Origin of the sequence: Oceanospirillum linum (assembly GCF_001995095.2) — a bacterium.
Taxonomy (GTDB): domain Bacteria; phylum Pseudomonadota; class Gammaproteobacteria; order Pseudomonadales; family Halomonadaceae; genus Oceanospirillum; species Oceanospirillum linum.
The window spans coordinates 87,019-106,229 of the sequence record NZ_MTSD02000002.1; the positions used below are offsets into that span (position 1 = coordinate 87,019).

The 19,211-nt window shown below is 48.9% G+C and carries 17 protein-coding genes; 1 reads left to right on the top strand and 16 read right to left on the bottom strand.

Annotated features, from left to right (window positions below; all coding sequences use genetic code 11):
- Positions 1-60: 60 nt before the first annotated feature.
- On the top strand, positions 61-888 hold the full coding sequence (ppsR, locus tag BTA35_RS05535; RefSeq protein ID WP_078318837.1) for a posphoenolpyruvate synthetase regulatory kinase/phosphorylase PpsR: 828 nt from the start codon (positions 61-63) through the stop codon (positions 886-888).
- A 37-nt stretch (positions 889-925) separates the two neighbouring features.
- Here the strand turns inward: ppsR and BTA35_RS05540 are convergent, their stop codons facing one another.
- The 16 genes from BTA35_RS05540 to BTA35_RS05615 form a co-directional block, all read right to left on the bottom strand.
- Positions 926-2,029, bottom strand: coding sequence for a transglycosylase SLT domain-containing protein (locus BTA35_RS05540; protein ID WP_078318838.1), 1,104 nt, complete (start codon positions 2,027-2,029; stop codon positions 926-928).
- A 112-nt stretch (positions 2,030-2,141) separates the two neighbouring features.
- Complete coding sequence (ppnP, locus tag BTA35_RS05545; protein ID WP_078319281.1) at positions 2,142-2,423, bottom strand: pyrimidine/purine nucleoside phosphorylase; 282 nt, start codon at positions 2,421-2,423, stop codon at positions 2,142-2,144.
- Between the two features lie 99 nt (positions 2,424-2,522).
- A complete protein-coding gene (gene ppk2, locus BTA35_RS05550; RefSeq protein WP_078318839.1) occupies positions 2,523-3,326 on the bottom strand; it encodes a polyphosphate kinase 2 in 804 nt (267 codons plus the stop codon).
- A gap of 132 nt (positions 3,327-3,458) precedes the next feature.
- Positions 3,459-4,799, bottom strand: coding sequence for an MATE family efflux transporter (locus BTA35_RS05555; protein WP_103989687.1), 1,341 nt, complete (start codon positions 4,797-4,799; stop codon positions 3,459-3,461).
- Positions 4,789-6,444, bottom strand: a complete 1,656-nt coding sequence (locus BTA35_RS05560) for a diguanylate cyclase domain-containing protein (RefSeq protein ID WP_078318840.1) — start codon at positions 6,442-6,444, stop codon at positions 4,789-4,791. Before BTA35_RS05560 ends, BTA35_RS05555 begins: the two co-directional genes overlap by 11 nt.
- A 155-nt stretch (positions 6,445-6,599) precedes the next feature.
- Positions 6,600-7,400 (bottom strand): crotonase/enoyl-CoA hydratase family protein, encoded by an 801-nt coding sequence (locus BTA35_RS05565; RefSeq protein ID WP_078318841.1) that lies wholly within the window; start codon positions 7,398-7,400, stop codon positions 6,600-6,602.
- A 115-nt stretch (positions 7,401-7,515) separates the two neighbouring features.
- A complete protein-coding gene (locus BTA35_RS05570) occupies positions 7,516-8,484 on the bottom strand; it encodes a branched-chain amino acid ABC transporter permease (RefSeq protein WP_078318842.1) in 969 nt (322 codons plus the stop codon).
- 3 nt (positions 8,485-8,487) lie between these two features.
- Positions 8,488-9,375, bottom strand: coding sequence for a branched-chain amino acid ABC transporter permease (locus tag BTA35_RS05575; protein ID WP_078318843.1), 888 nt, complete (start codon positions 9,373-9,375; stop codon positions 8,488-8,490).
- Between the two features lie 174 nt (positions 9,376-9,549).
- Complete coding sequence (locus BTA35_RS05580) at positions 9,550-10,767, bottom strand: ABC transporter substrate-binding protein (RefSeq protein WP_078318844.1); 1,218 nt, start codon at positions 10,765-10,767, stop codon at positions 9,550-9,552.
- A 137-nt stretch (positions 10,768-10,904) separates the two neighbouring features.
- Positions 10,905-11,627 carry an ABC transporter ATP-binding protein gene (locus tag BTA35_RS05585; protein ID WP_078318845.1) on the bottom strand — a complete coding sequence of 241 codons (723 nt, stop codon included), beginning with the start codon at positions 11,625-11,627 and terminating at the stop codon, positions 10,905-10,907.
- Positions 11,624-12,379 carry an ABC transporter ATP-binding protein gene (locus BTA35_RS05590; RefSeq protein WP_078318846.1) on the bottom strand — a complete coding sequence of 252 codons (756 nt, stop codon included), beginning with the start codon at positions 12,377-12,379 and terminating at the stop codon, positions 11,624-11,626. The genes BTA35_RS05585 and BTA35_RS05590 overlap by 4 nt, the downstream gene beginning before the upstream one ends.
- Before the next feature lie 449 nt (positions 12,380-12,828).
- Entirely contained in the window at positions 12,829-14,727 is a 1,899-nt protein-coding gene (locus tag BTA35_RS05595) for a propionyl-CoA synthetase (protein ID WP_078318847.1), read from the bottom strand.
- Between the two features lie 247 nt (positions 14,728-14,974).
- A complete protein-coding gene (gene mmsB / locus BTA35_RS05600) occupies positions 14,975-15,865 on the bottom strand; it encodes a 3-hydroxyisobutyrate dehydrogenase (protein WP_078318848.1) in 891 nt (296 codons plus the stop codon).
- Between the two features lie 119 nt (positions 15,866-15,984).
- A complete protein-coding gene (locus BTA35_RS05605; protein ID WP_078318849.1) occupies positions 15,985-17,115 on the bottom strand; it encodes an enoyl-CoA hydratase/isomerase family protein in 1,131 nt (376 codons plus the stop codon).
- 21 nt (positions 17,116-17,136) lie between these two features.
- Positions 17,137-17,940 (bottom strand): enoyl-CoA hydratase, encoded by an 804-nt coding sequence (locus BTA35_RS05610; protein WP_078318850.1) that lies wholly within the window; start codon positions 17,938-17,940, stop codon positions 17,137-17,139.
- The gene (locus BTA35_RS05615; RefSeq protein ID WP_078318851.1) at positions 17,937-19,103 is read right to left on the bottom strand and encodes an acyl-CoA dehydrogenase family protein; all 1,167 of its coding nucleotides are present in this window, start codon (positions 19,101-19,103) and stop codon (positions 17,937-17,939) included. Before BTA35_RS05615 ends, BTA35_RS05610 begins: the two co-directional genes overlap by 4 nt.
- Positions 19,104-19,211: the final 108 nt, after the last annotated feature.

Here is a 19,211-nt window from a genome sequence, read left to right on the forward strand (position 1 = left end):
ATTCTTCGACAATGGAACGATAGTTTTCTAATGATACCATGAAGTTGCAGGCGAATAATTATGAAACGCACCGCCTTTTTTGTTTCCGATGGCACCGGGATTACCGTTGAGGCTCTGGGCAGAAGTTTACTGGCTCAGTTTGAGCATACAGAATTTACCTATGTGATTAAGCCCTTTATTGACTCCACAGACAAAGCAGCCCGCTTAGTGGAATTTATCAATAATGTCCATAAAGAAGAGGGTATCCGCCCTGTAGTCGTCGATACCATTGTTAATGATGATGTTCGGTCTGTACTGGAAACCGCTGAAGCCTTTACACTGGACATTTTTTCAACGTTTCTTGCACCTCTCGAACAGGAGTTGGGCTCAGCATCCTCCTACAGTGTAGGTAAATCTCACTCTATCCGCGAAGATGATAAAGTGTATAAGGATCGCATCGACTCAGTGCATTTTGCCATCGATAACGATGATGGCGGCCGCACCCGACACTACGATAAAGCCGATATTATTCTTTTGGGCCCATCCCGCTGCGGCAAAACACCAACCTGTCTGTATATGGCGTTACAGTTTGGAATCCGAGCGGCAAACCACCCTCTCACTGATGATGATTTTGAATACGGAGAGCTACCCAAAGCGGTTCGTCACTACAAACACAAGCTGTTTGGCCTGACCATTGACCCGGTTCGTCTGGCGAATATCCGCAATGAGCGTAAGCCAGATAGCCGATATGCATCACTTCGCCAGTGTGAGATGGAAGTTGATGAAGCGGAGCTGCTCTATCAGCGTTTTGGTATCCCCTACATCAATTCCACTCACTTCTCAGTAGAAGAGATCTCCACACGTATGATGGATGAAGCCGGCATCGAACGTCGGGCGGCCCCCAAATAAGTGCTTCCGGCAGATGGAAAATCTCTCAATATATCGGTCAGGCTCGGTAAAGGGCCATTTTTGACGTGACTTTTTCCAGATAATCACGGGTTTCGCTGTAGGGGAGATTATGTATCAGGTGCTGGTACACCTGTTCTGGCTGCAGGTTATTGATACTGGCAGCAGCCTGACTCACCTTCGTTGAGCCGCCAAAACTTCTGGCCAGGTTACCGGCTCCGGTATTGTATGCGGCTATCGTGCAATACAGACGACTGACAGGGTCCTCAATCTGCTTAAGATACCGGAAATAAAGCAGGTGCAGGTAAGCAGAGCCTGACTGAATATTGGTGGCAGGCTGATACAGCTCAGCGGCGGTCATCATGCGCTGCTTGCCTGTCAGGTACTCGGTAATATCCAGACCTGCGCTTTCAGGCACAATCTGCATCAGGCCAAACGCCGGAATATGGCTTCGGGCCATAGGATTGAAATAGCTCTCTGTATGCATTACCGCCATCACCAGCGCTGCTGACACTCTCTGCTCGGCGGCATACTTCTCTGCAAGGGGCTGATAACGTTTGGCTTTACTGGCTGTTGCTCCCTCCGGCAACTGAATAACCACCTTAGCAACCGGCTGCCGATCCTCAACCATACTTTTCTCAGCGGGCTGAAGAATCTCCTCAACCTGCTGACCTTCATAAAGATCACCCAGTAAAGGTTCAGAAACCAGACTATCTGCATTCCGGTTAACCTGCTCCTGATCCACCAACTGCAAAATCACATCATCCCGGTAAGCCTTCCGGCTATCCATCTGTAATAACTGAGTTAATTCTTCTTTAATTTTTTTACCCGCCGCTGCAGGTGTCGGAGCCTGAGCTTCAAGCGTAACGGTGCCAGCCCGGTAATCAATTTCAGACCGTACACTAAGATCCTTGGAATAATGTACAAAGCGGTTCTGATGCGTCAGCTTTGCCTGCTGCCAACGCTGAAGAACCCTTTGCTGAAAAACCTGTTGAGCCGCCCTGAACCGGGCCTGATAATCATCAAAAGCTGCAGCCTGCTGTTTTTTGTATGACTCAAATGTAAGTGCGTAAACGGTGGGAACCGCCATAAAACCGCCCACCCCCACAGACAGACAACCCTGAATAAATCGACGACGTAACATAATCCCCCCCTCTATCGCGCTCTAATAAAAAATTGCCCGTTGAATACCAGACAAGAAAAAGCCCGCAAAATGCGGGCTTCAGTGTTGTTGCCTGGATATACAGCAAAACTGATTAACGGTATTGGCAGAGATAGGCCGTCTGCTCTGCAACCTTAACGTCAAAACTGTTATTCGCCGCAACCTCAAAACGCTCACCAGAAGCATATGTGATCCACTCGTTGCTTCCCGGTAGCTTAACCGTCAAAGCTCCGGAAACAACCGTCATGGTCTCATGCTGTCCTGTACTAAAGGTATAATCGCCGATATCCATCACACCCACTGTCAATTGCCCCTGCAGATTCACCAGAGCGATAGACTTAACCTGATCATCAAAATACGAATTTACATCTAACATAGCATCTCTCAAATAAAAGGCTGCAATCAGGCACAGGATATCAGACAACAGCGGCCCGTTGCTGCCTTGGTTGTTTTATTAAATGGTGATGCCCGGAGTCTAGTATTTATCCGGGACAAAATTAATAGAATCCAATGGAGGCCGTACATAGCCGGTATCAGCCTGACGCTCAGGAAGCTCAATGGGCTCTGGCGTTAAATCTTCATATTCAACCAGGCTCAACAGGTGGCTGATCACATTCAGGCGAGCCCTTTTTTTAACTTCACCATCAACGACATACCAGGGAGCCTCGGGAATATCCGTATGAACGAACATTGCATCTTTCGCTTTTGAATATTCAACCCAGCGTGTGCGGGACTGCAGGTCCATAGGGCTAAGCTTCCAACGTTTATGGGGACGGTTAATACGATCTTTAAAGCGTCGCTCCTGTTCATCGTCGGAAACAGAAAACCAATACTTAATCAAAGTAATCCCTGAACGAACCAACATGCGCTCAAATTCAGGGCAGGAGCGCAGAAACTCCTGATACTCCTCATCAGAGCAAAAACCCATAACCCGCTCAACACCGGCACGGTTGTACCAGCTCCGGTCAAACAACACAATCTCACCGGCACTGGGTAAATGCTCAACATAGCGCTGGAAATACCACTGTGTTTTTTCACGCTCTGTTGGGGCCGGAAGTGCTGCAACCCGACAAACACGGGGGTTCAGCGCTTCAGTAATACGTTTAATACTGCCCCCCTTCCCTGCTGCGTCACGGCCTTCGAAAATAACCACCACCTTCATTCCGGTGTGCCGAACCCATTCCTGCAACTTAACCAGTTCAATCTGCAACCGTTCCAGCTCTTTCTCGTAGAACTTTTTATCCAGTTTTTTAGTATTGCCGATCTTTTCTTCAGCCATGATTCCCTCCTGATTTGGCTAAAACGCATCTAAACTACTGCTTAGGCTCTGTCCTTACTATCCATCACTGATTTTGAAATCTCAATACTGCTGGGCACTTTGTTGCACAGATCCATATTTTATTGATCCAGTTCAGGATATTGACCGGATTGCCCCACGAACAGTCCACCAGGATACAAAGGCCATTAAGGCATTAGCCACAACAGCCCCACCGAAAATCCCCAGCAGACCAAAAACCCAGGCACCCAATGCACAGATAGGAATATAAAATATAAACAGCCTTAAAATACTGAGTCGAAGGGCTATCATCGGCCGGTGTAAAGCATTCATGGTTGAGTTCGCTAAAATAATTATCCCCTGAAACCCAAGCCCCATGGGCACCAGCCAGATAAACCAATGCAAATTCCGGGCTAGATCACTTTCTGGTTCAGCAAATGCTGATACCAGCGGGTTTTGTGCCATCAAAAGAACACCCCAAATGAAAGCCTGCCAGACTATGGCAAAAATAAAGCAGCCCATCACACCACGGTAAACACGCTCTATTTTCTCTGCCCCCAGGTTCTGGCTAACAAAAGGAGGGAGTGTCATTGACAAGGCAAAAACAACAATCAGAGAGATCGCCTCAATACGACTACCCACACCAAAACTGGCAACGGCATCATTTCCGTACTGGGCCACAATCCGGATAAGGATTGCAGTACTGACAGGCGTCAGAATACTGGAAACAATTGCAGGTAAAGCAATTTTTCCAATCACAGACCAACTTTCAATAACCTGAGCTGTTGAAGGCCGCTCAAAACTGAGCAACTGCTTTCGCACCTGAGGTAAAAGAAAGATACATACCGTCAGAACCATCCATGAAATCAACGTTGCCAGAGCCGCACCCTTAACCCCCATAGCCGGTATCGGCCCCCAGCCAAAAATCAGCAAAGGATCCAATATGCCGTTAAGCAGTGCCGAGCCAATCATAACAAGGCCCGGAATCAAGGTGTTTCCTGACGCTCTCAATGCACTACTGATCGCCCGGGGTAAAACCACAAATAAAGTACCCAGATACCATATTTGCATATAGTCTCTGATGTAAGGCATAAGTTCGGGCGTCACACCCAGGAGTAAAAAAAGAGGCTCCAGCGTCAACCAGCCAACCAATGTCAGTAACAGTGACAAGACGATCGCTAAAAGTGCGGCATCAGTGGTCCGACGCTTAACCAGATCCAGAGAGTTCGCCCCCAGAAGCCGACCCACCACAGCAGATGTACCTATCCCCAAACCAATGGACAAAGAAATCAGCGTAAAAGTGACGGGGAAAGTAAAAGTAACCGCCGCTAATGCGTCCGTTCCCAACATACCGATAAAATAGGCGTCAACCAGATTAAACAGCATTAACGAAATGATCCCCCCCATGACAGGGAAGGTCATTCTGAAAAGCAGAGGTGCGATAGGATCACTAACAAGACTTGGTTTAACGCTCACGTTTTTCAGAGCCTTGTTGAATCAAAGGATTTTGCTCCAGAAGCTGGGGAGCCCCTCCATGCCCTACCTCAATTTCAGCCCTGACAACCTGATTCCGGCCATTGGCTTTAGCACTATATAAAGCACGATCAGCATGGCGAATCAGCTCAGACACATCCAGGGTCTGGGCAGCATTCACAGTGGCGACTCCCATACTCACCGTAACATAGGGTGAAACCTTGGAAGCCGCATGAGCAATACGTTGCTGCTCAATCATTTTACGGCACTGCTCAGCCAGAATAACTGCGTTTTCATTGGTGTCCGGTAGTAGAATCGCAAACTCTTCACCGCCATACCGGGCCACCAGATCCATTGGCCGGGACATCATATCTCTCAATGTCTGCGCTACGGCATGGATACACTCGTCACCCTCAAGGTGACCATAGTAGTCGTTGTAGAGTTTAAAACAGTCGATATCGACCATAATAAGCGTTAAGGGCGTTTTGTTACGTAAAGAACGTTTCCACTCTTTATCCAGCACTTCATCAAAATAACGTCGATTCGCCACCGCAGTCAGAGCGTCTGTACGGGAGATTTCCGCAAGCTCCTGATTCGATGTCAGCAGTTGATGGGTTTCATGCCGAATTTTGGCATTTCTTCTGGCAATGCGTACAAAACTGAAACAAATCAGCCCTGTCAGGCTCATACCCAGAACAAAAACCAGATGAGGTAACCAGGTCGCTTTATTATTGAAATAATAAAAAGTCGGTAAAGCCTCCATAAACCATTGGCGATTGCCATTAACATGCATAGGAACCAAGGTTGACCGTCGTTCATCAATCTCAAGCCTGGTGCGACTGACATGGTGGTGCAACAGCATAGGTTCCTGTACACCGGTTTGGTCCCATAGTTTCATATCGATCCCTGCGACACGGATCTGACTCAGGGCTTTAGCAAAAGATTCTCTTAAATCGATAACCGTCACTATATATCCAGCCACTTTCCCCGGATAACCGCGCAGGGGAATCGACAAGGCAACCTTCATCATAGATGAGTGATAATCTCCTTGCTTAAGCAAGGAATCTTTAAGAGCGATACGACCAGATGAAAGCGTCAGTCCACCACTCAGTTTTGCCTGCATTAGAAGACTGTTAACGGGGTAATTATCTGTTAAGTCAATTCCCAACGGTATTTTTTGTGAAAGCTCGCCCTGAAAATACACAACAGGACGGTGTAAGCCTGACGCCTTATCGGATGGCACAACCTGGCCATCAGGCTGCTGTCTGAGCACTTTAAATGTGCGGAAGCCATTGGTTGTTGCGATATCGCGTTCGAAAACATCCCGCAAGCCCGCACTGATTTCAGGTACCCAATAAATAGCCACAATATCTTTATGTCGGGCACGGGTGTTACTGGCAACAAACTCAAAGTCTTCAAGACGAGGAATTGCCTGGCCAATAAAGAGTGTTTGCAGGGTATAAAGTGTTTCAAGGGACGTATTCAGCTCTCGGCTAAAAACCGCACTCCGGTCAGAAACATCTTTCACAAACCGGTTCCGCAGCTGCTCCTGTTCAGAAAAGTGCAGTAGCCATGCGGCACCTAAAGAGAGCATCAGACCCAACGTCAAAACCAATAGAGCCCAGTTACGGGTAACAGTATCTTTCATTCAACGACCAGTGACAGGTGTCAATCACCCGAAGGATCGGGACTCGATCAAAAAGCGTGAATTATCACAAATCCACGCTATAAAAAGAATCTCTATTTTGTTTTTGTCTCCACAAAACCAAATTAAATACTCAAAAATGCCAACTCATCCCAAATCTATTGGCCGCTGAAGCTTGGCGCACGCTTCTCCAGCATAGCGGCCACAGCCTCACCGTGATCAGATGTATGATGCGCAAGTGACTGCATCGATGCCGACAGCTCAAGTAAGGTTTCAAGAGATACTTTTTGCCCCTCTTTAAGCAGTTTCTTGGTCATGCGCAGAGATCTCGGTGGATTAGCAGCAATTCGGGCGGCCAACGCCTCTGCTGCCGGAATCAATGCCTCTGGCTCAGTTACTTCAGAGACCATCCCCCAACTCAGAGCCGTTTCCGCATCAACAGCCTCCCCCGTAAACGCCATTTCACAGGCACGGGACATGCCGATGGCACGGGGAAGAAACCAGGCACCACCATCGCCCGGAATAATACCAATTTTTGCAAAGCTCTCGGCAAACTTTGCTTTCGTTGAAGCAATACGCATATCGCACATCATTGCCAGATCGCAACCGGCACCGATGGCAGGGCCATTTACCGCAGCGATTAACGGCACTTCTAAATTGTACATCGCCAGCGGAATGCGCTGAATTCCACGGCGATACCCTTCGCGCAACTCCACAGGACTGCCGCCGAACATACCTTGTTTCTCATGCATATCCTTAACATTACCACCAGAGGAAAAAGCTTTACCGGCCCCCGTTAGTATCACCACAGAAACGCTGTCATCACGATTAATTTTAAGAGCTGCCTGCTCAAAGGCATCAATCATTTCATCGGATGAAATAGCATTTCTCGTTGTATCCTGGTTCATGGTCAGGGTAACAATGGCACCCTCTTGTTTGTATAGCAGAACTTCACTCATAAACAACACTCCTCAAATGGCAAAACAGCCGACAGTGCCAACAAAAAAAAGCCTGTACAAAGGGTACAGGCTCACAGGCACATTAATTATTGTGCAATACGAAAAGCAATGGGACTTAGTTAAAATTCTTTTTCATAAATTTCTGAATCTCACCGACGATACCGCTACGGAACAAGAGTACACAGATCACAAAAATAAGACCCAGGATAACCGGCACCCAGGATGCCAAAGGACCTTGAGACAGATAGTTCTGCAGCGTTACAACTGTCGCAGCACCTACGATTGGACCAAAGATAGTACCCACACCACCCAGCAAGGTCATCAGAATCACTTCACCAGACATATGCCAGTGTGCATCAGTCAAAGAGGCCAACTGGAAAACCAGACTCTTAGTAGAACCCGCCAGGCCAGCCAGGGCTGCTGAGATCACAAAAGCGACCAGTTTGAATTTGTCGACATCGTAGCCCAAGGAAACAGCACGGGGCTCATTCTCACGAATCGCTTTCAGAATCTGACCAAACGGTGAGTGAATTGTCCGATAGATCACGGCAAAACCAATCACAAAGACCGCCAGTACGAAGTAGTACATAGGCAAGTTGCCTTCCAGACTAAACAGGCCAAATAACTCACCACGCGGGATACCCTGCAAACCGTTTTCGCCACCGGTAAAAGGAGTCTGAACGTAAAGGAAAAAGACCAACTGGGACAAAGCCAACGTAATCATCGCAAAGTAGATACCCTGACGACGGATCGCCAGCTTACCAAAGATAAAACCCATTCCTGCAGAGCAGAGCGTGCCCGCCAGAACGCCTAACTCAGGCGTTAGCCCCCACTGCATAATGGTATGGCCGGTAATATAGCCACCGGTTGCCAGGAAGGCCGCATGACCAAACGAAAGTAACCCCCCGTACCCCAGCATCAGATTGAAGGCGCAGGCAAAAAGTGCAAAGCATAGCAGCTTCATCAGGAAAACCGGGTAAATCGCAAAAGGTGCTACCAGGCCCACCAACAAAAGAATCAGAAATGACAGTTTAGTTTTATTCATGGTTTTGTTCACCCTGCTGTTCAGTACCTGAGTCGTCATAATTTATGCCTCCTTACCAAACAGTCCCGCAGGACGAATAAGCAGCACTATGATCATGACCAGGAAAATCACAGTCGTTGATGCTTCCGGATAGAAAACTTTAGTCAGACCTTCAATTAACCCCATCAGGAGGCCTGTCACAATGGCACCAAAGATAGAGCCCATGCCCCCAATCACGACCACAGCAAATACGACGATCAGAAGGTTTGAACCCATAACCGGGCTAACAGAGTAAATAGGCGCGGCCAGCACACCAGCAAAAGCCGCCAAGGCTACACCATAGCCATAAGTCAGTGTAATCAGCAGTGGCACGTTGATACCAAAGGCCTGCAGTAACTGAGGGTTCTCAGTACCAGCCCGAAGATATGCACCCAGCTTAGTACGCTCGATCATGTACCAGGTGCCAAAGCAGATAATAAGGGATGCGACAATAATCCAGGCCCGGTACGTTGGCAGGAACATAAAGCCCAGATTGTTACCACCCTGCAAAAGTTCCGGTGCTGAGAACGGCTGGCCGGATACTCCGAAGAAATGAATAAATGAACCTTCAATAATCAATGCAAGGCCAAAGGTGAGCAGTAAACCGTACAGATGATCCTCTTTATAGAGGCGGCGCAACATGGTTTTTTCAATCGCAATACCGATGGCAGCAACCACCACAGGCGCGAGAATCAGTGAAACCCAATAGTTAACACCCAGAAACTTAAGACCTAACCACGCGACAAATGCACCCAGCATATACTGTGCGCCATGTGCGAAGTTAATGATATTTAACAAACCGAAAATAATAGCCAAACCCAGGCTCAGCAGCGCATAAAACGACCCGTTAATCAGACCGATCAGTAACTGTCCAAATAAAACCTGTGGCGGAAAACCCAGTAACTCTGCCATAACAAAACCCTTTAACGCTCTTGAAAAGGCGCCACCTTAAAACACAGGTGTCGTTATTCTTATTGTTCAATAAAACCGGAAAACAGATAACCCGGTGAAGCTTTTAATACTCAAACAGATGAACGTTTGAGCATACCGGGCTGAATCAGCCCGGTATCCGGATGTCAGACAGAATTAACGGCCTGCAACCAGTTTACATTTAGATTCTGACAGTGGACGGAAAGCCTTGTCAGCAGGGATAGTCCGAAGAATTTTATACAGATCCCATTCACCGGTAGACTCGGAAGGTTTTTTCACCTCAGCCAGATACATATCATGCACCATGCGGCCATCTTCACGAATACGGCCATTCTGGGCGAAGAAATCATTGATCGGAGTTTCGCGCATCTGAGCCATCACATCGCTGGCCTTATCGCTATTCTTAGCTTTGATCGCATCAAGGTAATGCGTTACAGATGAGTAAATACCCGCCTGAACCATCGTCGGCATTTTACCGGTACGGTCAAAGTAGCGCTTAGACCAGGCCCGGGTTTCCGCCGTACGGTCCCAGTAATAACCTGTGGTCAGCTGCAGCCCTTGTGTTGTTTCCAGGCCCAGACTGTGAACATCATTAAGGAAGATCAGCAAACCTGCGATTTTCTGACCTGCCTGAACCACACCAAACTCTTTAGCTGTCTTCAGAGAGTTCGTTGTATCTGCCCCAGCGTTTGCAAGACCAACAATTTTGGCCCCGGAAGCCTGTGCCTGAAGAATAAAGGAAGAGAAATCATTCGTTGCAAGGGGGTGACGAACACCACCAACAATCTTACCACCGCTCTCTTTAACCACCTCTGTCACATCAGCTTCCATCGCATGACCAAATGCATAGTCAGCCGTCAGGAAGAACCAGCTATCACCACCTTCTTTTACAACCGCTTCACCGGTACCGTGAGCCAGTGCATAGGTGTCATAGACATAGTGGACAGAGTTCGGAGTACAGAATTGATTGGTGATGGAAGATGAAGCAGAACCGGATACCAGAGATACCTTATCTTTCGCTTCTACAACTTTGTTCACTGCGATGGTTACCGCAGATGACACCATACCCGCGACCATATCGACATTATTGACATCGATCCACTGGCGAACTTTGTTAGCGCCAATATCAGGCTTATTCTGATCATCGGCACTGACGATAGTAATCTTTTTACCGTTTACTTTACCGCCAAAATCCTCGATCGCCATTTTCGCCGCTTCCAGACCACCCGGGCCCGCAAGCGCCGAATAGGTACCGGACATATCAGCCAGGTAACCGATACGGACTTCGTTATCGGAGATATCTGCATGGGCTGCTGTAGAAGCTGCCATTGCCGATACAATTGCGCTGCACATCAGTTTTTTCAGCATTTTCATAGTCCACTCCATCGCTTTCGCGTTGTTATTTTTGTTGTGGTTTTAGGGTCGGTTATTGCGCTTTTTTCTGCAAAACCTGGTTAGGCACTTGTTATTCTTATTTGCCAGCTGACCGGTATTTATACCCGGATCAGTTGTTAAACACCCAAATAGGTGTTCAGCAAATCCATCTTCTCTTCTAATTCGTTACTGGCGATCTCTTCAACGATGGAGCCATGTTCCATCAGATAGTGACGATCCGCCAGGGGTGCTGCAAAACGGAAGTTTTGCTCAACCAATACAATCGTTAATCCCTTGTCTTTCAGTTTAAGCAGTACTTCACCCAGGGTCTGAACAATAACAGGTGCCAGACCTTCAGTTATTTCATCCAATAACAGTAAATTAGCACCGGTACGCAGAATACGTGCCATGGCCAGCATCTGCTGTTCACCACCAGAGAGGCGTGTTCCCGGACTCATACGGCGCTCATAGAGATTAGGGAACATCTCATAGATCTCATCCAGGGTCATTCCGCCACTACGTACCGTCGGCGGCAACATCAGGTTCTCTTCAACATTAAGGCTCGCAAAAATACCGCGCTCCTCAGGGCAGAAACCAACCCCTAAGTGTGGGATCTGATGCGCTGGCATACCAACGGTCTCATTACCGTTGACCATAATAGAACCGGTACGCTTACCGACCATATTCATAATAGATTTCAGCGTGGTGGAGCGACCGGAACCGTTACGTCCCAGCAAGGTCACCAACTCGCCACGGTTCACCTTCATATCGATACCGTGAAGGATATGAGACTCACCATAAAAAGCATGCAGGTCAGCAATACGCAGCTGCTCAATATCTTTCTTCATGTCTGAACTCATGCGGCTTCACTCCCCATATAAGCTTCACGCACCTGAGGGTTTCGGGAAACCTCTTCATAAGGGCCTTCTGTCAGCACGGCACCGCGCTGCAACACAGTAATACGATCAGACAGGCTCGATACAACATGCAGGTTGTGTTCGACCATCAGAATGGTACGGCCGACAGATACTTTCTTGATCAAAGCCATGACACGTTCAACATCTTCATGACCCATCCCCTGCGTCGGCTCATCCAGCAACATAAGCTCCGGCTCCAGTGCCAGGGTTGTTGCCAGCTCCAGGGCACGTTTACGGCCATAGGGCATTTCGACCGTAACAGTGTCAGCCCATTTAGCCAGATCAACCTCTTCAAGCAGCGCCATAGCACGGTCATTCAGCACATCAAGGGAGCGTTCAGATTTCCAGAAATGAAATGACGTACCTAATTTACGCTGAAGCGCGATACGGACATTATCCAGCACAGACAGATGTGGAAATACAGCAGAGATCTGAAACGAGCGCACCATACCCATTTTAGCGATATCAGTTGGGGACTGACGGGTGATATCCGTACCGTTAAAAAGAATCTTGCCATGGGTTGGCGTCAGAAACTTCGTCAACAGGTTAAAGCAGGTGGTCTTACCTGCACCATTAGGTCCGATCAGAGCATGAATATGACCGCGTTGCACCTGTAGATTAACATCATCAACAGCGGTAAAACCTTTAAACTCTTTGATCAAGCCCTGGGTTTCCAGTACAAAATCTTGGCTCATTCCAAAGTCCTCGTAGCCGAAGCGGGACAAACCTGCTGCTATTTAACAGCAGGATCAGACACACTCCGTAAATTGTATTGTTCTTGTTTTATGCTGACCTGAGCGCTTACCGACACTTTTATTTTTGTTGGCCGGGATTTTTCATTCCCATCTGCCGGTCAGGTCAACTGAAGGCCTAATAAGTAACCTTTACGTAAACGTAACATATAGGGTTTGAAAAGCCCGTACAATCCCTTTTTTAAACTATTAGACCAATGATTAAGACTGTTTGAAAAACGTGACTATTCAAAGCCATTCGTTGCGAAAAAAAGACCAATCAGTCATTCAAAAATATCTGAAAATATCGTTTAAAAACAAGCAGTTATTAAAAACACATATCTAAAGGCAAGAGCAGCAGGCACTTTCATACTCTGAAAGCGCCTGCATCCTGTTTTCGTTTGAATATCCTGCTATACCGATTCCGGTGCCAGACCTTCGGTTACCATTTTCTCAGTAATCTCAGGTAAAATTGATTCATCATCAATGGTTGAAGGCATCGCATAGGACTCACCATTGGCTATTTTCCGTAGTACAGCCCGCAGAATCTTACCTGAACGGGTCTTAGGCAGGCGGTCTACCACAAGCGCACGCTGGAAACAGGCGATGGCGCCGATCTGTTCACGAATCATCGCCACCAACTCTTTTTCCAGCTCTGCTTCTTCAATATCAACCCCATCCTTCAGCAAAATAAGCCCTACGGGTACCTGACCTTTCAGGGACTCCTGAACACCGATCACAGCACATTCCGCGACAGCAGGGTGCTTGGCAACCAGCTCTTCCATTTCACCGGTCGAAAGGCGATGGCCAGAGACATTAATCACATCATCAGTACGCCCCATGATGTAAACAAAGCCATTCTCGTCAATATAACCACCATCACCGGTATGGTAGTAACCGGGGTAATCCGCCAGATAAGAACTTAAATAACGATCATGATCATTCCAAAGTGTTTGCGCACAACCCGGTGGAAGTGGCAGTTTAATTGCAATGCCACCGTTTTCATTGGCACCCAGCTGATACCCCATAGGGTCAAGTACCTGAACGTCATAACCCGCCACAGGCTTGTTCGTTGAGCCAACACGGATGTCAGTGGAGCCCAGGGCCGTTGCCGGGGCGGTAACCGGCCAGCCGGTTTCTGTCTGCCACCAGTGATCGTAAATCGGTTTTTGCGAGATCTCATGTAGCCAGTGATAGGTCGGGGAATCCAACTTCTCACCCGCAACAAAAATGTGCTTAAGAGAGGAAACATCATATTGACGGAAAAGATGACCATCCGGGTCTTCTTTACGTATCGCCCTGAAAGCCGTCGGAGCAGCAAACATGCCGTTCACCTTGTACTCTTCCACAACACGCCAGAAAGTACCGGCATCCGGCGTTCTCACAGGCTTACCTTCAAAGAACACCGTGGTACAGCCACCCATAAGCGGGCCATACATAATAAAGGAGTGACCGACAACCCAGCCTACATCGGAACAGCCCATCCAGACATCACCAGCCTGCATATTGTAGATATTGCGTAATGCATAATAGAGCGCGACGGCGTGGCCACCGTTGTCACGAACAATGCCCTTTGGCTTACCCGTGGTGCCGGAGGTGTACATAATATACAGAGGATCGTTGCTTTTCATCGGCGTACAGCCCACCGGTGAAGACTGCTCAAACAGGTCATACCAGTCAAGGTCACGGCCCGACTGCATCTCTGCTTCGGCCTGTGGCCGCTGCAGGACCACAACCCGCTCCGGCTTATGCTCTGCCTGATCCATAGCCGCATCAACCAGAGGCTTATACTCAATCACTTTGGTGAATTCGATACCGCAGGAAGCGGTCAGAACGACTTTTGGCTTAGCATCATTGATACGAATGGCCAACTCATGGGGCGCAAAACCGCCAAACACCACAGAGTGCACCGCCCCGATACGGGCGCAGGCCAGCATCGCAATACCCGCCTCCGGCACCATCGGCATATAGATAATAACGCCATCACCTTTACCCACACCCAGACTGGTCAGGGCACCGGCAAACTGAGCCACCTGATCTCTGAGTTCATTATAGGTAAATTGCTTTTTGGAATTTGTTGCAGGAGAGTCATAGATAAGCGCAGTTTGCTCACCCCGCCCCTGCTCTATCTGGTAATCAAGTGCCAAATAGCTGCTATTCAGCTCGCCATCAGCAAACCAACGGTGGGTTCCGTCGTCGAGGGATTCCAGAATATTTTCCGGCTTTTTGAACCAGGCGATATTGTCAGCCTGTTCTTTCCAGAAAGATTCCGGTTCTTTCAGCGAACGCTGATATTCACTTGCATAACTCATATCGGCCATCCATTTTGTTATTGTTTTGCGTGGGCACCGGAGTGCTTCGCTAACGTTTCACGGCAAACATGGCTGAAATCTGAATCACAGGATCCGATGTTATCAGTATTGTCTAAAACCTCAGATTCTGGATCTGTTCTCAGCAGTTTCTTTATTTTTATTTACTGAAGGGGTTTTGTTACTTACTTGATTAAAACGACTCACAGCCTGCTGTTTCTCAAACAGGCAGGCTATGGATATGCGGGTATCAGTCCAGATCCGCAAACATCTTCTGGATACTTGAGAAGTCCAGGGAACCATTACCATTTGCAGCATGCATCGCAAACAGATTTCGTGCCATGGAACCCATAGGGATACTACAGCGGGATTTAACTGCAGAATCAAATGCCAGGCCCAGATCTTTTGCCATCAGATCCACCATAAAACCACCCTGGTAGTCATTGGATGCCGGAGCCGTATCCATGACACCCGGATAAGGGTTGTAAACCTGCAGAGCCCAGTTATTACCAGAGCTTTTTGACATAATGTCAGACAGTACAGCAGGGTCCAGGCCGTTCTTAACCCCCATGCCGATCGCTTCAGTCGTGCCCGCCATCAGAATCGCCAGCAGCATATTATTACAGACTTTAGCCACCTGACCGGCACCGGAATCACCTGCATGGAAGATATTCTTACCCATCGCTTCCAGAATCGGCTTAACCTGCTCAAACGCCTCTGCTGAACCACCCACGATAAAGGACAGAGTACCGGCCTTAGCCCCACCTACACCGCCGGAAACCGGGGCATCTACCATTTTAATACCGCGCTTGTCAGCCTCTGCAGCAACACGTTGGGCAGATTCTGCGGCAATGGTGCTTGAATCGATAATAACTGTATTTTTATCAACAATATCCAGCAAGCCAGCCTGATCGATATAAAGACCTTCAACATGCTGTTGTGCCGGCAGCATAGAGATGACAAAGTCCTTACTTGTTGCCGCTGCCTCAGCGGAATCAGCAGACTGAGCGCCTTCAGCAACCGCAGCCTGAACTGCAGCAGGAACCAGATCAAAAACCGTCACATCATGACCGGCTTTAACCAGATTCACAGCCATAGGGCCACCCATATTGCCTAAACCGATAAATGCGATCTTAGCCATCTGTTAATCTCCATTTGTTCTTGTTTTGATTGTTAGATTTCTTAATCTGTTAGCTCGGTATTACAGGCAGAACAGCGCATCAGCACTGCCCCGCCAACAAAACGTATAACGGGTGCTGATTAAAGATCATTCAGCGGGTGCTGCCCCTCTGGCCACAGGGGTTCAAAGAAGCTATCCAACCACTCCGCCTCTACCTCAGCCACATCAGAACTGTGCCATTTCGGCTCACGATCTTTATCGATCAGCAAGGCACGAATCCCTTCAGCAAACTCACCTTTGCAGGCCGCCTGTACCGACAGATTCAGTTCGCAACGAAACACCTCGGCCAGAGACATCTGTCGGGTCGCCTGCAATTGACGAACGATCAGGTGCATCGCCGTTGGCGAGCCCGCCGCCAGAGTTGAAGCCGCACGGGACAGCCATTTATCACCGGTCTTCACCTCTGTAATCTGCGCAACCAGCGTTGCCACATCATCGGCATCGGTCAACTGCTGAATCAGATCGAAGTGCTCACGCACCGGCGACGCTGGCAGGGATTCAAGACTTTGTGATTCCTGCTGACGCAATATCTGATTAACAACCGTTTCCGCATCAACTGACCAGTCTGCCGCTTTTAGCGCATCAAAGGTTGCTTCGCGACGATCATGGGTGACAAAACGATCACCCAGGCCGACAAACAAGGCATCAGCTGCATTAATATTAGCCCCGGTAAGACCCAGAAACAGACCGGTACGACCCGGCATACGATTCAGAAAGTAGCTGCCACCCACATCAGGATAGAGGCCGATGGTGATCTCCGGCATCGCAATACGAGCCGATTCGGTCACCACACGATGACGGGCACCCGCCATCAACCCTAAACCGCCACCCATCACAATACCGTTCCCCCACAGGATAAAGGGCTTGCTGTAGGTGTGAATCAGATGATCCAGTCGGTACTCATCGGTGAAAAATTTTTCCGCATAAGGGTTCGGGCCACCGGGGTGCTCAACCATGGAGTTGTACAGCTGAACAATATCGCCACCGGCACAAAATGCCTTATCACCGGCACCCTGCAGCCAGACCGCCTTAATCTGTTCGTTATCCTGCCAGGCAAGAAACTGCGGATACATCGCCTCGATCATCTCAAGGCTCAGTGCATTCAGGGCTTTAGGTGCATTCAGAGTGGCAACGCCAATCAGATGCCCATCCTGGGTAGCCAGCTCTTCAAAGATAACCGGGCTTGCTGAATTCAACGTGTTATCAGACATTACAAGCTCCTTTCGGGAACATTATGCGTTCTTCCATTCCGGCTTACGCTTTTCCAGAAAAGCGTTAACACCCTCTTTCTGATCCTGAGTGTGGAACAGATCAACAAACAGCTCCCGTTCCTGCATACAACCCACCGCCAGCGAGTTATTGCCACGGGCGTTATGCACCAGTGTTTTACAGGCACTCACCGCAACCGGGCTTTGTTTGGCAACCTTCTCGGCCAGCGCAATAGCCGTTGCCAGAGCCTCACCCTTGCCAACCACCTCTTCAACCAGACCGATTTTCTCAGCTTTTTCAGCGGTGACACGCTCGCCGCACAAAATCATGCGCTTCGCCCAGCCCTCGCCTACCAACCAGGACAGATTCTGAGTACCACCAGCACAAGGCAGCAGCCCCACAGCTGCTTCCGGCAACGCCATCTGCGCCTGCGCTTCTGCAATACGGATATCACAGGCCAGGGCACATTCCAGACCGCCGCCCATGGCATAGCCGTTGATTGCGGCAATAGACACACCACGGAATGCCTGCAGCGTCTCAAAGGCTTCACCGAAGATGCGAGCCATATGGCGGGCAACGGCTTTATCGCCATCGGCGAACTTGTTCAGGTCTGCACCGGCGGAGAAAAACTTGTCACCCTGACCCGTCACCACCAGAGCATAGATATCAAGATCTGCATTCAGGTCTTCAATCAGTTTTTTCAGCGCCGGCAGCGACTCATCATCCCAGGTGTTCGCCGGAGGGTTATTGATGGTCAGGATCGCTGTATTACCCTGAACGTCCAGCAGCAGTTTTTCAGTTGTCGATTTAACGTTTGAATTGCTCATCGAATGACCTCCAGCACGCCGTCCATCATGACGCGGCGTGAAATAATTAAGCGCATAATTTCATTAGTCCCTTCCAGAATCTGATGCACGCGTGCATCGCGCATATAGCGCTCCAGAGGGTATTCCTTGATATAGCCGTAACCACCGTGCAGCTGAATCGCATCATTGGTCACATCAAAACAGGCATCGGTGGCAAAGCGTTTTGCCATGGCGCAGTAGAGTGTCGCCTCTCCGTCTTTTTCATCCAGCTTGGACGCCGCCAGACGTACCATCTGACGGGATGCCACCAGCTGAGTCACCATATCCGCCAGCTTAAACTGCAGTGCCTGAAAACTTGCCAGAGGCTTACCGAACTGTTCACGTTCCTGCATATAGCGCTGGGTGTCATTGACAGCAGCCTGTGCAGCACCCAATGAACAGGTGGCGATATTGATACGGCCTCCATCCAATCCTTTCATAGCGATTTTAAAACCATCACCTTCTTTGCCCAGAATATTACGGGCAGGAACGCGTACATCTTCAAAGGTGATCAGGCGGGTTGGCTGACTGTTCCAGCCCATTTTCTCTTCCGCTTTACCATAATGAACCCCATCGGCATCCGCAGGCACAACAAACGCCGAAATACCTTTTGGGCCATCTTCCTGGGTACCGGTGCGGGCCATCACCACCAAAACATCGGTACTGCCTGCGCCGGAGATAAACATCTTGCTGCCATTCAGAATATAGTCATCACCATCGCGGCGGGCTGATGTACGTAGTGCACCCGCGTCAGAGCCGGCACCGGGCTCCGTCAGGCAGTATGAACCCAGTTTTTCACCCATCGCCATGGCCGGGGCAAACTCATCACGCAGATCATCCGCCGCAAAACTTGCGATCATCCAGGTAGCCATATTATGAATGGTGATATACGCCGTGGTTGACGTGCAGCCCATGGCCAACTCTTCGACAATCACGCTGGCATCCAGGCGACTTAAGCCCATACCACCCGCTTCTTCCGGTACATAGATACCGCAAAAGCCCATTTCACCGGCTTTTTTAATCACATCAACGGGGAAGATATGCTCCGCATCCCATTGGGCTGCATGGGGGGCCATCTCATTCTGAGCAAAAGATCGCGCAGCATCCCGAAAGGCGATCTGATCTTCTGAAAGATTAAAATCCATAATTCATACCATTGGCTGTCTTTGTTGTTTTATTAAACTGTCTTTGCTTGTTCTGACTGGAGAGCCTGTATCATTTTTCTAAAACCTGCTTATATCTCAACGGTTTTC

Excerpts from the sequence above, each read along its gene's own strand:
- ppsR (WP_078318837.1), top strand. The coding sequence starts at position 61 with ATGAAACGCACCGCCTTTTTTGTTTCCGATGGCACCGGGATTACCGTT.
- BTA35_RS05540 (WP_078318838.1), bottom strand. The coding sequence starts at position 2,029 with ATGTTACGTCGTCGATTTATTCAGGGTTGTCTGTCTGTGGGGGTGGGC.
- ppnP (WP_078319281.1), bottom strand. The coding sequence starts at position 2,423 with ATGTTAGATGTAAATTCGTATTTTGATGATCAGGTTAAGTCTATCGCT.
- ppk2 (WP_078318839.1), bottom strand. The coding sequence starts at position 3,326 with ATGGCTGAAGAAAAGATCGGCAATACTAAAAAACTGGATAAAAAGTTC.
- BTA35_RS05560 (WP_078318840.1), bottom strand. The coding sequence starts at position 6,444 with ATGAAAGATACTGTTACCCGTAACTGGGCTCTATTGGTTTTGACGTTG.
- BTA35_RS05565 (WP_078318841.1), bottom strand. The coding sequence starts at position 7,400 with ATGAGTGAAGTTCTGCTATACAAACAAGAGGGTGCCATTGTTACCCTG.
- BTA35_RS05570 (WP_078318842.1), bottom strand. The coding sequence starts at position 8,484 with ATGACGACTCAGGTACTGAACAGCAGGGTGAACAAAACCATGAATAAA.
- BTA35_RS05575 (WP_078318843.1), bottom strand. The coding sequence starts at position 9,375 with ATGGCAGAGTTACTGGGTTTTCCGCCACAGGTTTTATTTGGACAGTTA.
- BTA35_RS05580 (WP_078318844.1), bottom strand. The coding sequence starts at position 10,767 with ATGAAAATGCTGAAAAAACTGATGTGCAGCGCAATTGTATCGGCAATG.
- BTA35_RS05585 (WP_078318845.1), bottom strand. The coding sequence starts at position 11,627 with ATGAGTTCAGACATGAAGAAAGATATTGAGCAGCTGCGTATTGCTGAC.
- BTA35_RS05590 (WP_078318846.1), bottom strand. The coding sequence starts at position 12,379 with ATGAGCCAAGATTTTGTACTGGAAACCCAGGGCTTGATCAAAGAGTTT.
- BTA35_RS05595 (WP_078318847.1), bottom strand. The coding sequence starts at position 14,727 with ATGAGTTATGCAAGTGAATATCAGCGTTCGCTGAAAGAACCGGAATCT.
- mmsB (WP_078318848.1), bottom strand. The coding sequence starts at position 15,865 with ATGGCTAAGATCGCATTTATCGGTTTAGGCAATATGGGTGGCCCTATG.
- BTA35_RS05605 (WP_078318849.1), bottom strand. The coding sequence starts at position 17,115 with ATGTCTGATAACACGTTGAATTCAGCAAGCCCGGTTATCTTTGAAGAG.
- BTA35_RS05610 (WP_078318850.1), bottom strand. The coding sequence starts at position 17,940 with ATGAGCAATTCAAACGTTAAATCGACAACTGAAAAACTGCTGCTGGAC.
- BTA35_RS05615 (WP_078318851.1), bottom strand. The coding sequence starts at position 19,103 with ATGGATTTTAATCTTTCAGAAGATCAGATCGCCTTTCGGGATGCTGCG.